The sequence below is a fragment of the Erythrobacter sp. Alg231-14 genome (assembly GCF_900149685.1).
GTDB lineage: Bacteria > Pseudomonadota > Alphaproteobacteria > Sphingomonadales > Sphingomonadaceae > Erythrobacter.
In genome coordinates this window covers 1,521,346-1,536,932 of record NZ_LT702999.1, presented here as the reverse complement: position 1 = coordinate 1,536,932, position 15,587 = coordinate 1,521,346, and the positions used below count along the sequence as shown (strand labels likewise).

At 56.4% G+C, this 15,587-nt stretch carries 17 protein-coding genes; 10 read left to right on the top strand and 7 right to left on the bottom strand.

Annotated elements, in window-relative coordinates:
• Nucleotides 1-114 precede the first annotated feature (114 nt).
• The 6 genes from BQ8290_RS07260 to yihA all read left to right on the top strand — a co-directional run bounded on the left by BQ8290_RS07260 (nucleotide 115) and on the right by yihA (nucleotide 4,771).
• Nucleotides 115-1,173 (top strand): alpha/beta hydrolase, encoded by a 1,059-nt coding sequence (locus tag BQ8290_RS07260; RefSeq protein ID WP_108788885.1) that lies wholly within the window; start codon nucleotides 115-117, stop codon nucleotides 1,171-1,173.
• A 140-nt stretch (nucleotides 1,174-1,313) separates the two neighbouring features.
• Entirely contained in the window at nucleotides 1,314-1,448 is a 135-nt protein-coding gene (gene rpmH, locus BQ8290_RS07255) for a 50S ribosomal protein L34 (RefSeq protein ID WP_108788882.1), read from the top strand.
• Nucleotides 1,449-1,571: 123 nt separating this feature from the next.
• Nucleotides 1,572-1,991: a ribonuclease P protein component gene (gene rnpA, locus BQ8290_RS07250; protein WP_108788880.1), complete on the top strand. Its 420-nt coding sequence runs from the start codon at nucleotides 1,572-1,574 to the stop codon at nucleotides 1,989-1,991.
• Nucleotides 1,988-2,197, top strand: a complete 210-nt coding sequence (yidD, locus tag BQ8290_RS07245) for a membrane protein insertion efficiency factor YidD (RefSeq protein ID WP_108788878.1) — start codon at nucleotides 1,988-1,990, stop codon at nucleotides 2,195-2,197. Before rnpA ends, yidD begins: the two co-directional genes overlap by 4 nt.
• Nucleotides 2,198-2,264: 67 nt before the next feature.
• Nucleotides 2,265-4,091, top strand: a complete 1,827-nt coding sequence (yidC, locus tag BQ8290_RS07240) for a membrane protein insertase YidC (RefSeq protein ID WP_108788876.1) — start codon at nucleotides 2,265-2,267, stop codon at nucleotides 4,089-4,091.
• Between the two features lie 17 nt (nucleotides 4,092-4,108).
• Complete coding sequence (gene yihA, locus BQ8290_RS07235; protein ID WP_108788875.1) at nucleotides 4,109-4,771, top strand: ribosome biogenesis GTP-binding protein YihA/YsxC; 663 nt, start codon at nucleotides 4,109-4,111, stop codon at nucleotides 4,769-4,771.
• Between the two features lie 28 nt (nucleotides 4,772-4,799).
• Here the strand turns inward: yihA and BQ8290_RS07230 are convergent, their stop codons facing one another.
• Complete coding sequence (locus BQ8290_RS07230; RefSeq protein WP_108788873.1) at nucleotides 4,800-5,831, bottom strand: fatty acid desaturase; 1,032 nt, start codon at nucleotides 5,829-5,831, stop codon at nucleotides 4,800-4,802.
• 73 nt (nucleotides 5,832-5,904) lie between these two features.
• Entirely contained in the window at nucleotides 5,905-6,324 is a 420-nt protein-coding gene (locus tag BQ8290_RS07225) for a VOC family protein (protein WP_108788871.1), read from the bottom strand.
• 147 nt (nucleotides 6,325-6,471) lie between these two features.
• Here BQ8290_RS07225 and BQ8290_RS07220 point away from each other — a divergent pair, with 147 nt between their 5' ends.
• The 4 genes from BQ8290_RS07220 to BQ8290_RS07205 are packed head-to-tail and all read left to right on the top strand — an operon-like array spanning nucleotide 6,472 to nucleotide 10,424.
• Complete coding sequence (locus BQ8290_RS07220; RefSeq protein ID WP_108788869.1) at nucleotides 6,472-7,134, top strand: glutathione S-transferase N-terminal domain-containing protein; 663 nt, start codon at nucleotides 6,472-6,474, stop codon at nucleotides 7,132-7,134.
• Nucleotides 7,131-8,003: a S1/P1 nuclease gene (locus BQ8290_RS07215; RefSeq protein ID WP_108788867.1), complete on the top strand. Its 873-nt coding sequence runs from the start codon at nucleotides 7,131-7,133 to the stop codon at nucleotides 8,001-8,003. The genes BQ8290_RS07220 and BQ8290_RS07215 overlap by 4 nt, the downstream gene beginning before the upstream one ends.
• Nucleotides 8,000-9,157, top strand: coding sequence for a succinyl-diaminopimelate desuccinylase (gene dapE / locus BQ8290_RS07210; protein ID WP_108788865.1), 1,158 nt, complete (start codon nucleotides 8,000-8,002; stop codon nucleotides 9,155-9,157). The genes BQ8290_RS07215 and dapE overlap by 4 nt, the downstream gene beginning before the upstream one ends.
• A 31-nt stretch (nucleotides 9,158-9,188) precedes the next feature.
• Nucleotides 9,189-10,424, top strand: coding sequence for a cation:dicarboxylate symporter family transporter (locus BQ8290_RS07205; protein WP_108788863.1), 1,236 nt, complete (start codon nucleotides 9,189-9,191; stop codon nucleotides 10,422-10,424).
• A gap of 16 nt (nucleotides 10,425-10,440) precedes the next feature.
• On the opposite strand, the gene BQ8290_RS07200 is transcribed toward BQ8290_RS07205, so the two are convergent.
• The 5 genes from BQ8290_RS07200 to BQ8290_RS07180 are packed head-to-tail and all read right to left on the bottom strand — an operon-like array spanning nucleotide 10,441 to nucleotide 15,575.
• Nucleotides 10,441-10,986 (bottom strand): hypothetical protein, encoded by a 546-nt coding sequence (locus BQ8290_RS07200; RefSeq protein ID WP_337661104.1) that lies wholly within the window; start codon nucleotides 10,984-10,986, stop codon nucleotides 10,441-10,443.
• 59 nt (nucleotides 10,987-11,045) lie between these two features.
• On the bottom strand, nucleotides 11,046-11,687 hold the full coding sequence (gene nth, locus BQ8290_RS07195) for an endonuclease III (RefSeq protein WP_108788859.1): 642 nt from the start codon (nucleotides 11,685-11,687) through the stop codon (nucleotides 11,046-11,048).
• On the bottom strand, nucleotides 11,684-12,856 hold the full coding sequence (locus BQ8290_RS07190) for a M48 family metalloprotease (protein ID WP_108788857.1): 1,173 nt from the start codon (nucleotides 12,854-12,856) through the stop codon (nucleotides 11,684-11,686). The genes nth and BQ8290_RS07190 overlap by 4 nt, the downstream gene beginning before the upstream one ends.
• A gap of 41 nt (nucleotides 12,857-12,897) precedes the next feature.
• Nucleotides 12,898-13,641, bottom strand: a complete 744-nt coding sequence (gene dapB, locus BQ8290_RS07185) for a 4-hydroxy-tetrahydrodipicolinate reductase (protein WP_108792085.1) — start codon at nucleotides 13,639-13,641, stop codon at nucleotides 12,898-12,900.
• 38 nt (nucleotides 13,642-13,679) lie between these two features.
• Nucleotides 13,680-15,575 (bottom strand): SGNH hydrolase domain-containing protein, encoded by a 1,896-nt coding sequence (locus tag BQ8290_RS07180; protein ID WP_108792083.1) that lies wholly within the window; start codon nucleotides 15,573-15,575, stop codon nucleotides 13,680-13,682.
• Nucleotides 15,576-15,587 lie beyond the last annotated feature (12 nt).

Here is a 15,587-nt window from a genome sequence, read left to right as displayed (position 1 = left end):
GCTGATAGTGCAGGGTTAATAGTGTCTTGTCGAGTACTTAGCCGGACAGGGTTAAGACCTTTGCAAGCATAAGCCTTCGCAAAGTCTGAACAAAAATTCACCTATCTCTGAAGCATGAAGCGTATCGCTGCTCTTTGTGCTGTTATCCAGCTCGTCTTTGGTGTCAGTCCCATTCTGGCACAAGTGCCCGCCGATTACTCCGACCGGGGCACCGGAAAACTGCGCACGGTCACAACGGAAAGCTGGATTGAGGAATGGGATCCCAACACCAGACAATGGGTTAAAGTTGAAGGCGGTGAGGCCGATCAACGCGGGGGCCAAGTCGCGCCTTTGGCTATTCCCACGGTGACCAGCACTTTCGTAAACGGTCAATTGGTGGCCGAATCGCGATCGGCAGCGCGGTATGCACGGCCGGAGATACGGCGCGGTTCGCCGATGATGTTGGCGCAATACGGCCCATTTGTTGTGACCAGCGCGACCAGCGCATCCATGATCGGTGCCACCAACAGCGCGAGCCCAGCACACTTTGACGCAATGCTGCGCGACTTTCCGCAAATGGCGATGCTGACCATGGTTGAAGCCCCCGGGACCAGCAACGACATTGCCAATTTGGCCGTTGGTCGCCGCATCCGCGAAGCGGGCATCTCCACGCATGTGCCCAATGGCGGATCCGTTCGTTCGGGTGCGGTCGAATTATTCTTGGCCGGCGCCACGCAAACAATAGAGCACGGAGCGCAATTCGCTGTTCACTCATGGCTCGACAATCATGGGCGCGAAGCGGAGGATTTTGCTGCGGATCATCCTGCGCATCGGCTTTACCTCGATTACTATGTCGAAATGGGCATGAGTGAAGGCCGCGCTCGCGATTTTTATGCCATGACCAATTCGGTGCCGCATTCCAGCGCGTTATGGCTTGGCGCGTCAGACATGCGGCCATGGTTGACGCCGGGTCGATCCGGCTATGGCGGTCACTTACCTACAGCAAAGGGGCCGATTGAAACGCCGCGCATTGCGGTTGCGTCAGACACTTCTGTGCCTTTGACTGTTGGGATCGAACCTCGCTTCATCCCAACTGTACAGATTGAATCGGCTCAATCGGATGCTTTACCGTTGATCCCGACGATCCATTACAGCGATCTGAGCACAACAAACCTTGCTCGGCTTGACGTGTGATGCCTTGACTCACGCCGCGCTATCACATAGTGGCGCGCGCCTGATCAGGGCGTTTTTATTGGCGCCCGCAACATGGTTGCAAATGCGAAAGCCGGCCTTCGGTTTAACAGACAGCGCCATACCAGTTATTTGAGGACGATATGAAGCGGACTTTCCAGCCTAGCAATCTTGTGCGTGCCCGTCGGCACGGTTTCTTTGCGCGTAAAAAGACTCCCGGCGGCCGCAAGGTTCTCCGTGCGCGTCGCAATCGCGGTCGCAAGAACCTCTGCGCGTGATGCGTGTCGCGGTCCGGGCGGATCGCGATGTCATCACTGTTGCACTATAAAGGTCGCCTCGCCGCTGGCGAACGATCCTACACGCGGGCTCCCCACGGGGGCCCGTTTGGTTTATGATCAGATATGATCTCAACGCTCACCAAGCGCGCTGATTTTTTGGCTGCCAACAAAGGGTTGCGCAACGCGCGTCCGGGCTTTGTCCTGTTGACCCGGCCCAATGGTGGTGCGGGCATGCGGTTTGGCATCACAGTCACCAAGAAAATTGGCAACGCCGTCGTTCGCAATCGGATGAAGCGCCGTTTCCGCGAACTTTTGCGCGACGCCTTACCCAAAAACGGGCTGCCTGATCATGATCATGTGGTGATCGGCCGTGCAGGCGGAGTGGAACGTGATTTTCAAATCATGGCTCAAGAATTGGGCAAAGCGCTTTCCCGCGCACAGGAGGGTAAGGGCGATCCTCCACGAAAAATGTCGAGAGGGCGTAGCAAGGGGCGCGGCAACGCCAAAAAGCCCTCCGAATCACCCAGTCAGAGCGCCTCATGAAACATGTCATGATCTTCATCGCGCGGTGTTGGCAGCTTGGTCCATCGCGAATTATTCCGCCCACATGCCGGTATTCTCCCTCGTGCAGCCAATACGCAATCGAGGCGGTGACGAAATATGGCTCTCTCAAGGGTGGATGGCTCGCCGTAAAGCGTATAGGGCGCTGCCATCCATGGGGCGGACATGGCCACGATCCGGTACCTTAAATAGGGCTGGAATACGCGGCTGTTATACCCATCTAATACACTTAACCAACACCACGAAGGCAAAATCTTGGACAACCAGCGCAATCTTCTGCTCGCCGTCGCGCTTTCAGGCCTGCTGATTCTCGGTTGGGATTTCAGCATGCGGTATTTCTATCCGCAGCCCGAAGTCACAACCCCCGTTGAAACGGCTGTGGCCGAAACCCAATCTGGGGCTACTGGCACCGGCGCATTGGCGTCGGGTGATCTGACCGCACCGGGCACCGCTTCGGATAGTTTGTCCGATACCGCACCGGTTCCGGTCGGCCCGGTCGATCTGGACACTGCGTTGGCCGACACAAACCGCGTTGTGATCGATGCCCCGCGGGTCGCCGGTTCGATCAATCTCGTAGGCGCGCGTATCGATGATATCGTGCTCAAAGATTACCAAGAGACGGTGGATTCAGAGAGCGGTCCAGTCCGCATATTTGCTCCAGAACGCACCGATGGTCAGCATTTTGCAGAGTTTGGTTTTCGTGTCGGCGGCGAAGTCATGGCCAGCAATGTCATTTGGCAAGCCGATGCAGAGCGTCTGACCCAAGAGACTCCGGTCACTTTGTCCCGCACCGATGACAACGGCATCATTTATCGCGTTCGCCTTTCCATTGACGATCAATTCATGATCACAGCGGAACAATCCGCCGAGAACACGGGCGAAAACGCCGCGATCGTTCAACCGTTTGCATTCATCAAGCGCACAAGCCTTACCGCGACGCTCGATCAATTCATCGCGCATGCCGGGCCGATTGGTGTGTTTGGCGGCACATTGCGGGATCCACACGCTTATCACGAACTGGCCGAATTGGGCCGTTGGACGCCTGATGGCGAATCATCATGGTTGGGCTTTGCCGATGATTACTGGCTTTCGGCTCTCGCACGCGGTGATGGACAGGCCGACGTGGTTGGTTTCCAATCGCTAGGCGAAGATCTCTTCCGTGCTGTGCTGCGCTATGATGCGCAAACATTGGCCGCAGGCGCAACCTTGACCGAAACCACACAGCTTTTCGCTGGTGCGAAAGAAAGCGTTGTTCTCGATCAGTACGAAGAAACGGGCATCACACATTTCGGCAAAGCGATCAGCTGGGGCTGGTTCGAGTGGTTTGAAAAACCGCTTTTGTGGCTGCTGTTGTTCTTCAACAATCTTGTGGGCAATTTCGGCGTTGCTATCATCTTGCTGACTGTGGTCATTCGCGGTCTGCTGTTCCCGATTGCGCAAAAACAATTCTCTTCCATGGCCGCCATGAAAGCGGTTCAACCGAAGATGAAAGCGATCCAGGAGCGTTACAAAGACGACAAGCAACAGCAGCAACAAGAGATCATGAAGCTGTACAAGGAAGAGAAGGTCAATCCGTTGGCCGGTTGTCTCCCCTTGATCATTCAGATCCCGATCTTCTTTGCATTGTATAAGGTTTTGATCCTGTCGATCGACATGCGGCACGAACCGTTCCTGTGGATCACCGACCTTGTGGCGCGCGATCCCGCGAACCTTGCCAATGTCTTGTGGCTGGTTGGAATCAACGTTCCTGAATATCTGATGCTGGTATTTGGCATTGGCGTGTTGGCGGTGTTGTTGGGTGTCACTATGTGGCTGACGTTTAAGCTCAACCCGTCTGCGATGGACCCGATGCAGCAGCAGATTTTCAACCTGATGCCTTGGATTTTGATGTTCGTGATGGCCGGGTTTGCCTCAGGCCTGCTGCTCTACTGGGTTACCTCAAACATTCTTACTCTGGCTCAACAAAGCTATCTTTATTCCAAAAACCCGCAATTGCGCGCGGCGGCGGAAAAAGAGAAAGCGGACAAAGCGCGCGAGCGTGAGCGTGAGAAAGACGCGGCCCAGGCAAAGGGTGATGCGTGACGGAAGCTGACCCAGCCATGCAGGATGCAGAACGCGAACAGCAGCGCCGAGAGCGCGCTGCGTCGCGTCTGTTTTCGGGGAGGGTCGATTTCCTGCTTTCGGCGCCGCAATTAAAATTCTTGCCCGAACCCACAGTGCCCGAGATCGCATTTTGCGGGCGGTCCAATGTCGGGAAAAGCTCGCTTTTGAACGCTCTGACGGGTCGTAAATCGATTGCGCGCGCCTCAGTAACACCGGGACGCACACAGGAGCTGAACTTCTTTGAGGTTGGCGATCCGTTGCAATTGCGATTGGTCGACATGCCCGGATACGGTTTTGCCAAGGCACCCGTGAAGGTGGTCGATCGTTGGAAAAAGCTTGTGAAGAGCTATCTGCGAGGGCGGCAAGTGCTCGCGCGCAATCTGGTCCTGATCGACAGCCGTCATGGCCTAAAGGAGGTCGATCGCGAGATGATGAAGATGCTCGACGAGGCCGCCGTTGGCTATCGCATTGTGTTGACCAAGACGGACAAGATCAAAGCATCGGAGTTAGAACGCGTGGCGAACCAGGTAGCTGAGGAATCGCGAAAACACCCGGCCGCCTTTCCCGAAATGCACCTTACCAGCAGCGAAAAGGGCATGGGTATCGAGGCGTTGCGCGCAGCCATTATCATCGATGCGTTGGGTGACAACGCGCTTTAACGCCGGATAGGCCGCGCCCAATTGGGGCTTAAGTGGCTAACCGCTTTGCTTCGCGGAATGACACCAGTCGACCGCTCTCTTCATCCCACAAAGTAAGAACCATTGAACGCAATCCATCCATTGGTGAAAGCCGATTGAAATCGGCCAATTCAGGGTGGGATTTCAACACATCAGGCAGTCGGTAAAATGGAATGCGACTGGCCAGATGATGGATATGATGGATGCCGATATTGCCCGTGAACCAACGGAAAACCGTGGGAAGGGCTAGGTATGAACTGCTGCCCATGGCCGCTTCGTGGAAGGTCCATTCCTTTTTGCGTTCCCAATATGCGTGTTCAAATTGGTGTTGAACATAGAAAAGCCAAACGCCCACCGAAGCCGCCGTTAACAAGACCGGCAGGAACACGATCAAAGTAGCGGAAAGGCCAAATCCAAACACCAATCCGCCAAGGATCGTAGCCGTCACAAGATTGGTGCCCATTGCGCTCATCCAATATTTCCACCCTTCGCGCATCAAACCGATAGGAAGGCGATGCCGCAATAGGAACAGATAGGCAGGGCCCAGTCCCATCAAGACGGTGGGGTGGCGATACAGCCGATATAAAAATCTGTTCGTGCGACTCAACGCGGCAAATTCGCGGACCGTCAACGTGTCCACATCACCAAAACCGCGCGCGTCCAAATTGCCCGTATTGGCGTGATGCAGAGCATGCGAACGCTGCCAACAATCATACGGGGTAAGGGTGAGTGTGCCCATCGCCCGACCAACCCAACGGTTCCACGACTTCTTGGCAAAGTAGGATCCGTGGCCGCAATCATGTTGAATAATGAAAAGCCGCAAAAGCAGCATGCCAGCCACAGGTGTCATGGCCAAGGCGATGTAATATCCGGCCTCTACCGCAAAAAGCATGACAACAAACACAATCACAAACGGAACCAGCGTGATGGCCAATTCCCAAATGCTCCGCCCGCGATGGGGGGAAGTGTAAGAGTTGAGGTCCTTCGCCAAGGTGCGGGGATTGGGGCGGTTTTTGGGGGTTGCTGCTTCAGAATGCGACACACGCACCTCTTTGAAATGTAAGACGACGAAATCTATAACGCCGCATTCTCACAAAGCGAGAGGTCATTAAATTTCATTTGGCGAAGAGTTGATCTGGATCTGCGAAAGCCTTGAATTCAAGCGCGTTGCCCGCCGGATCGCGCAGGAACATTGTCGATTGTTCGCCCGGCCTTCCTTTGAACCGCGTGGTCGGCTCTATCACAAATTGCGTGTCCGCCGCTTTCAATCGATCGGCCAATTCAGCCCAATGGCGTGGCGACAGAACCAATCCGAAATGCGGCACCGGTACGCCATGGCCATCGACGTGATTTCTCGTCCGGTCGCCGGTCTGATCGGGGGCGAGATGCGCGACGATTTGGTGGCCTTGGAAATCAAAATCAATCCACTCTTCGGAACTGCGGCCCTCGGCGCATCCTAGGACCGAGCCATAAAAATGCCGCGCCGCATCGAGGTCGTCGACGGGGAACGCAAGGTGAAAAGGGGGCAACGCCATACCGAACTCTCCGGGAATGAATGCAACACCGTAACCCGTTCAGCCTCGACAGCGAAACACTGAATATCTAGGACGGAAGAAATTCCCCAATGCGGCGTATGCACGCGAGCAATTGTTTTGGGGCGCAAGGTGGAGCGACGCATTCTTATGAAGCTGATTATCGGGAACAAGAATTATTCAAGCTGGTCGCTTCGCGGTTGGCTGGCGGCGAAGCAATCCGGTTTGAGCTTTGAAGAAATCACGGTCCCAATGCTGGGCGAACAATGGGAAAAACGCAAAGAAGCGGATGATTTCCAACCCTCCAGCGGTAAGGTTCCGATCCTATGGGATGGCGACAATGTCATCTGGGATAGCCTCGCGATCCTGGAATACCTGGCCGATAAAGTGGGCCGCGACCGGTTCTGGCCCAAAGACGAAAGCGCGCGCGGCATGGCACGGGCCATGGTCGCTGAAATGCATTCATCCTACATGTCGTTGCGCGGTGAAATGCCGATGAATGTGCGTCGCCGGATTCAACTTCAAAATGTGTCCGATCAAACCCGCGCCGATGTGGTTCGCATCTTGGGCCTTTGGGCAGAGGCGCGCGCGCGTCATGGCAGCGCCGGCCCGTTTCTGTTCGGCACTTTCGGTGCAGCAGACATTTTCTACGCGCCCATCGTATCGCGCTTTTTGACCTACGGCATCGGCGTCCCCGGATTTGCGCAAAGTTATATGCAGGCGGTTTGGGAACACACGTGGATGGAAGAGTGGATTGCCTCTTCTGAAAGTGAAGAATGGGTGATCGAACAGTATGAGGCGGTTGGCGCATGAGGGCGTTCGTCGCGGCGCTATGCGCGGTTGCGGTGCTGCTGCCTGCTCCGGCTAGTGCTTGGGGGTTTTACGCGCATCAAAAGACGGCACAAATTGCTGAGGCCAATGTCTCACCTGCAGCGCGTGCGGAGATTCGCCGCTTGATGCGATCAGAAGCGTTGATCGGCACACCTGAATGCGACCTTTCAACGATCGAAGACGCGAGTGTTTGGCCCGATTGCATACGTCGATCGTTCTGGCGCTGGGGCTACACCGCATCGTGGCATTACCGCACGACGCCCATTTGCGAGGCCTACAATCCGCGCGCCAATTGCTCTGGCGGCAATTGCGTGACCGCCCAGATTGAGCGCAACCACCGCATCCTTGCCGACGAAAGCTTGCCCGATCACGTCCGGTTGCAGGCACTGGCGTTCATGGTCCACTTTGCCGGCGACATCCACATGCCGCTGCATTCGGGCGACAAGGATGATCGCGGCGGGAATGATCGGGAAACTGATTATGGCATCGTACCGGGGCTGAATTTGCATTGGATTTGGGATGGGCCGTTGGCAGAGCGCGCGATTAGCGACCCCGCCGATCCCGTGGTGCGTCGTTACACAAGGGTCGAGCGCAGCGAATTGAGCGGTGGCGAGGCTGCCGACTGGGGCCGCGAAAGTTGGGAGATCAGCCGCGATTTCATCTATCCCACAGCCTTTGACACAGAGAATGTGTGCGGGACCGAGTTGCCGCGAGAGACAGCGCTTACCCAAGACGACATCGTGCGCGGTGTACCCATTGCCAAACGGCGGGTGCAACAGGCGGGGCTGCGCATTGCAGACTTGCTGGAATCTGCGTTTGCGCCAGGGCCTTTGCCGGAGCCACAACGATGAGCGTCGCCCTCGATTACGCCAAGCGTTTGATCGCCGAAACCAGCGTGACGCCGGCCACAGGCCCCGTGTTTGACGCGATGGAAGCTATGCTAACGCCGTTGGGTTTTGATGTTCACCGGTTTCGGCGCGGCGAAGGTGCCGATGGTACGGACGAGGCCCCGGTGGAGAACCTATTTGCCATCCGGCGCGGGCCAGAAGGATCAAGCCACTTTGCCTTTGCCGGGCACTTAGACGTCGTCCCACCGGGCGACGGGTGGGTGAGCGATCCGTTCGAACCAACCGAACGGGGTGAATTGCTCTACGGCCGGGGTGCGGTCGATATGAAGGGCTCCATCGCTTGCATGGTCGCGGCGATGCATGATGTGCCGCAAGACGCCGGTACCGTCAGTTTCATCATCACCGGCGACGAAGAAGGGCCCGCGCTCCACGGCACGCGCGCCCTGATCGACTATATGAATGCCGAAGGGCTCTGTCCTGACCTGTGCCTTGTCGGTGAACCCACCAGCGTCAATCAGCTGGGCGATATGATGAAGATCGGTCGTCGCGGATCGGTCAACATCTGGCTGACTGTTGATGGGACACAGGGCCACGTCGCCTATCCCCATTTGGCCGACAACCCGATCCCCAAACTGGTCACCATGCTGGCGGAACTTGATGAATTGGTGCTCGACACAGGGACCGATTGGTTTCAGCCATCAAATCTTGAAATCACCGATATGGAAGTCGGCAACACCGCGCACAACGTCATCCCTGCTCAGGCGAAGGCACGCATCTCGATCCGTTTTAACGACGTGCATTCCGGCGCAAGCCTATCCGAAAGGGTGGGAGCGATCGCAGAGAAACACGGCGGGCGGGCACTGCCGATTATCTCCGGCGAACCGTTTCTAACCGCGCCCGGCCCATTTTCAGAGATGCTGGCCGCCGCCGTAGAAGCCGAAACCGGGATCAAACCGGAACAATCCACCACCGGCGGTACGTCGGATGCTCGGTTCCTTCGCGCGGTTTGTCCCGTGATTGAATTTGGTCTTTGCAATGCGACCATGCATAAACGCGATGAAGCGGTGGCTATGCCGGATCTCGATACGCTAGCCCGGATTTTTACACGCGCGGCGCTTGGTGCGCTCGCTCTGGATACGACCCAAACCGAGGTTTGACCTCAAAGCCAAACGCAAAGAAAGCCCGAACATGAAAACATGGTTTGCAATTCCTCTGTGGCAGCGTGTCATTGGCGCGCTCATCTTGGGCATCATTGTCGGGCGCCTGTGGGGGCCAGAGGCCGCTAGCATTAAAATCATTGGCGACGTCTTTATCGGCTTCATCAAAATGCTGGTCGTGCCGCTGATTTTCTTCAGCCTCGTTGCGGGTGTTGCGGCGATTGGTGATCTGCGAAAATTGGGCAGTGTTGGTTGGCGGGCGCTCTTGCTGTTTGTCGTCAGCGGCCAGATTGCGGTTTGGCTGGGCCTTGGTCTGGGCACTTTGATTCAACCAGGGTCAGGGGTGGATACCACGTCGCTGCAAAAGGGGGCCACACCGCCGCCCAACGATACGACTTGGCAAGACATGATCATGGGCATGATCCCGCAAAGCCCGGTTCAGGTCATGGCTGACGTCAATGTTTTGCCGCTTATCGTCTTTGCTTTGCTGATCGGGATCGGCATTTTGATGGCGAAGGAAGAGGGCGAACCCGTCCTCAAAATCTTCGAAAGCGGCAGCGTGGTCATGCAAAAAGTGACCATGATCGTCATGGAGTTGACCCCGTTTGGCGTCTTTGCGCTCATGGCGTGGGTTGCGGGCACGCTGGGCCTCGATGCATTGGCGGCGCTGGGTAAGCTGGTGGCGCTCAATTATATTGGCTGCTTGCTGATCATCCTTGTGATGTATTCCTCGATGATCAAATTCATCGCCAAACTGCCGGTGGTGGATTTCTTCCGCGGGATTATTGACGCGATTGCGGTGAGCTATTCCACGGCCAGTTCCAACGCGACTTTGCCTGTGACGCTGCGCTGTGTGCGGCGGAACCTTGGTGTGTCGAACTCCGTTGCCAGTTTCGTTGTGTCATTGGGCGCGACGATCAATATGAACGGCACCGCGATGTATCTGGGCCTTGCGACATTGTTCGGCGCGCAGATTTTTGGCGTGGATTTGAGCTGGGGCGATTACCTGCTGATCTCGGTGCTCGGCACATTGGGAGCCGTGGGTGCAGCGGGCATTCCGGGCGCGGGCCTGATCATGATGGCGCTGGTGTTTGGCGCGGTTGGCGTGCCGCTGGAAACGATTGCCTTTGTCGCCGGTGTTGACCGGATCATGGACATGATGCGCACCACGACCAATGTCAGCGGCGACGCGGCCGTGGCGACGACGGTGGCGGCGCTGACGGGTGAAATTGATGAGGCGGAGATGATCTCCGCGGATGATGTTTGAGATGAGACTAGCAGAACTAGTCTAAACGTCGCGCAGGAGCGGCATGATTCTCCTTGGCTTCTGCATCTGCAAGAAGGATTGCGCGTTCGGCTGCCTTTTCGATCAACCAGTAACCAAAGATACGCAGCCCGATAGTTAGGCCAATCAAGACGACTAGATTTCCCAGTATTGCCCACTGCCCTTCAACGATGGTTGCAATCATGGCAATCGGGACGACGCCAACTCCACCCAAAATTAGACCGAGGATGACAGGGAAAAGCCCCCATTCTAAATAGACAAAAGCCATCGACAGAACCCAGAGGATGGCGCCGAAAAGGTATGATGTGAGGTATAAACCATTTCCTGAAAACCCGCGGGTCCGAGGAATGATCGAAAGTGGAAGAAAGACGAGTAAGCAGGTTAGAAACGCGATCCCGAACAAGCTTGACGCCCATTCTAGCGCCCAAACACTAAGCTCAGCGGCACCATAGAGTAGGGCGATACCTAACGTCGCAAAGAAGAACATTATAGCGAAACCTGCTATAACTCCTCCAAAATCTTTCACACTATTCGCCCCAGTCATAAAAAACCCCTCGAACACAGATAGTCAGAGAAGCGTAGCAGTATACGTCAAAAGTTGTTTTATTTTTTTTCAGTCACCTTCTTCTTGAAACTGCACAAATCCACCTGACCGCAGCGCCAGCATTCTGGCGTGCGCGCTTTGCAGACGTATCGTCCATGCAGGATCAGCCAGTGATGCGCGTGCAGGCGGAACGGTTGCGGCACGCGCTTTTCCAGTTTTGCCTCAACGTGATCGGGCGTTTTACCCTTGGCCAGACCTGTGCGGTTGCCCACGCGCAGGATATGGGTGTCGACCGCAAAGGTCTCTTGCTTGAACCAGCAATTGAGCACGACATTCGCCGTTTTGCGCCCCACTCCCGGTAGGCGCACGAGGTCTTCGCGGGTGCCGGGCACTTCCCCGCCATATTCGTCGATCAGCAATTGCGAGAGCGCGATCACATTCTTCGCCTTGGAATTGAACAGGCCGATCGTCTTGATGTGCTCCACCAACCCCTCAAGCCCCAAATCCAGCATCTGCTGCGGCGTCTCCACCTTTGCAAACAGCGCGCGGGTTGCCTTGTTTACGCCCACATCGGTCGCCTGCGCGGACAGCGCTACCGCCACCGTCAATTGATAGGCGTTGCCATATTCCAGCTCCGTCTCAGGCTCTGGATTGTCCTCTGCCAATCGGCGGAAAAATTCGAAGATTTGGTCTTTTGTCATTCGGCAGGCGTAGCGGGCTCCTGCTCGGCTTTCCACTCCATCGCGGTCAGCACCCGGTTGCGCACCGATGGATGGGTGTAGAACAAAGCTTCCTCAACGGGGCCCGCCAAAGGATAGCGGTACTCCGCCGTTTTCACCAAAGCTTCTGACAAGGCATCAGGCAGGCCAACGGTTTCAAGCGAATAGGAATCGGCGGCGCGCTCATTGTGGCGCACAATCGTGTTCAACAATGGCTGTGCGAGTGTGAAAAACAGACCGACGCCAAAAATGAGGACGGGGATCCCGCGTGGGTCAGAGATCGCCGCCGTGCTGCCAAAGAGGCGGGCGAACAATGGGTAGGTTTTGTCGGTCAGGAAAAAGACCGCGATCGACAAGGTCGAAATCACCCCGATCAACCACCAAACATGGCCCAAAACATAGTGCCCAATTTCGTGACCCGTCACCGCGCGAACTTCGTCCAAAGACGCCTCATCCAATGCGACATCGGACATGGCGATGCGGGCGGATCCGCCGATCCCAGAAACATTGGCAGTAAAATTGTTTGATTGGCGTGATCCATCAAAAACGAAAATACGGTCTTCGGGGATGCCTGCCTCTTCCGCCATGACCAACACAGCGTCGCGGACTTCACCTTCGGGAATTGGCGTATAGTCGTTGAAGAGCGGCTCAATCAAAGTGGGGGAGAGCAGCAGAGTGAGCGCTGCAGTGGAAGCGACCAACCCGCCGGCCCAAATCCACCACAACTGGCCCGCGCGGCGCAGAAGGAAATAGAGGCCGATGAAAAAGAGCCCGCCTAAGATGGCGGATAGCGCAAGGCCCATTGCGCTTTGTGTGAGGTAATCGGCAAGCGGTTGGCTGGTGCGGCCATAAGCGCTTTCTCGAGACCAATCGGTGTAGATGGAATAGGGCAGCAAGAGCAGCGCATCGACAATCGTGAAGACGGCGGCCACAACATACACCCGCCCGTTGCTCCAACGGTCAGAGAGCAGGCCAAAGACCTTGTCCAGAACACCCGTCCTCACAATAATCCAAGTGACGATGGCAGAGACAATGAGCCCGCCCAAAATCAGCCAGTGATTGCCCGTCGTGTAATCGCGTGAAAGCGCAAGTTCGGCTGCGCTCAAAGCGCTCATATGCGCATCGGTTGCGGCGATTGGATCGAATGCCATTGGGCTTTTCCCCTCTTCTCGGTCGTTTGTTGTTGTTGTGGTTAAGTCAGACCAAGCACATCTTCCATGGTGTACCGGCCCGGCTTTCTACCGATGAGCCATTCTGCGCCACGAACGGCACCGCGTGCAAAGATCATGCGATTCTCTGCTGAATGTGAAAGGGTGATGCGTTCCTCGTTTCCAGCGAAGATCACAGAATGGTCACCGGCCACGCTGCCCCCGCGCAATGTCGCAAAGCCGATCGCGCCTTCTTGGCGGGCGCCCGTGTGACCATGACGCCCACTGTCCATATTTGCGGCAAGGTCAATTTCCCGCCCATCAGCCGCCGCTTCGCCCAGCAATTTGGCAGTTCCTGATGGGGCATCCACTTTGTGACGGTGGTGCATTTCCAGCACTTCGATATCCCAATCTGGGCCAAGCTTCGCAGCGGCTTCCTTCACCAAATGCGCCAGCAAGGTCACGCCCAACGATGTGTTGCCCGTCTGCAAAACCGGAATGGTAAGGGCGGCTTTATCGATGGCGGCGAAATGTGCGTCTTCCAAACCGGTTGTTCCGATCAGAATCGGAACCCCTGCCGATTGAGCGGCGGCCAAATTCTGTGACAAAGCATCAGGCGCGGAGAAATCTACGACGACGTCGCAACCTTGCTCCTTTGGTCCGGTAAGAACGCCCGGATCGCCGCCAATATCAATCCCCACGCGCAATGCGTGACCCGCTTGATCGATGGCTTGCGCAAGCGCGATGCCCATGCGGCCTTTGTGACCGATTACCGCGAAATTTGCCATTTCCATCCTCTCGGTCGCTTACATTGGCGGCGCGAAAGTCACTCTTGGATTGGCGTTCCTAGAATGTGCCTCGCTCCGGCCAAGCTTAGATGGTGATCGTCGTAATAGAGCGGCTGCCCGGCTGCAACAATGATGGTCTGTCCGTTATCACTAAGCCGGTCAATCGGATCGATAATTACAACACCGCGCGCCCGCCAAGCCGGGTAATTTTGGCGAAAGCCATCGGCGACGGCCAAGAAATCGGCGGTGGATAATGTGGGGGCATCGGGCCCGTGCATGGCCAGCAATCTTGGCACCGCAACCGGCTGGGTCGGAATGGGACCAATCAACGTCACCGTTTTCCCCAAAGCGTGGAGCCGCGCGATGGTTTCATCGAGCAGTTCGTTTATCCCGGCGATTTGATAGGGTGGTTGAGCCCAGTAACCCGCCAAATACACGGTCGAGATTTCCGGCGATGCGGCAATCTCTTCGAGGACGCTGGCATTGAACATGGTGCAGCGCGGATCTTTAGGCGGATCAAAACCGATTGCGGGTGGGCAACTGCCGCGGGTGCGTTGGATGATGGATTCGCCGCGTGCGCCGTAATTTTCGCCCAACGCCCACGCGATTTCTACAGCGTGGCTGTCGCCCCAGATGATGGATGATGGCTCTGTCTCGGCCCCCAGATTGCAGACACGCGAATGATTGGTGATCCGGTCAGCGACGCAATCCATGCGCACCGGGCTGTGATCCGATGCAGCATCGGCCATCCTCAAAGTTTCGTCATCAAATCGGTTGGACCAACCGCCCTGAGCAACAAAGAACACCGCGATAGCGCCGATCGCTGCCATCCCTGCGCCGCTCCACAGCCAAATCCGTTTCGCTGGGAAGCGTGATTTGCTGCGAAACGGTTGTTCGATGAATCGCCAGCTTGTCCATGCGACAAGGATCGACAGGAGTATCAACCCGGATGCGTGCACCAAGGTCAGTTTCTCATCCAATGAATAGCGCCAAAACACGATGATCGGCCAATGCCACAGATAGAGCGAATAGCTGATCAAGCCGATCCAAACCGGTCCCTTTAACGACAACATGCGGCCGACCGCGGTGCCAGGTGCGCAATGGATTAATGCCATCGCGGCTATGACCGGGGCGAGGGCGGTGACACCGGGAAACACCGTCTGACGATCATACAGCGCGCTGGCCGCAAGAATTGCGATCAGAGCGGTGGCGCACACAATTTCGGAAACCACGCGATGTTTGACGGCGGGAATAAGGCCCAGTGCCAAAATTGATCCGGCCAACATCTCCCACGCGCGCGTTGGCAGCATGTAGAACGCAAACCCATCGCTGTCCGCCTGTTTCATCGCTGCCCAGATGAAACTCAACAATGTGGCCGCGATCACCGCCTTGATCCGCCATCCTGGCGCCATCTTTGCGATGACAATGAAAGCGATCGGGACTGCGATGTAGAACTGTTCCTCAACGCCCAATGACCATGTGTGCAACAAGGGGATCGTGTCGGCGTCCCCTTGGAAATACCCGGTCTGCGTAAACAGCCAGACATTGGCGAGAAAGCCAATGGCGGCCAAAGCGGTTGGGGCGACACCTGCGAAATCGCTGGGCAGGAAAAGCGCGCTGGCCATGATCAAGACAAAGGCTATCATCGCCAGCAGAGCGGGCAAAATACGCCGTGCCCGCCGCTCGTAGAATGTGAGAATTGAAAACTCACCTGCATCAATTTCGCGGGCGATAATGCCCGTGATCAGGAAGCCGGAGATTACGAAGAATATATCGACCCCGATAAACCCACCGGAAAAGCCGGGGACCTTGGCGTGGTACAAAAGGACCGGCAGCACCGCGAGCGCCCGCAACCCATCAATATCGCGGCGATATGCATGGCCAGAGACCGGCGATGGCGCGGTGGCATGGGGATAGGGCGGGGCGGTGTTCATCGTGGCTTGCCA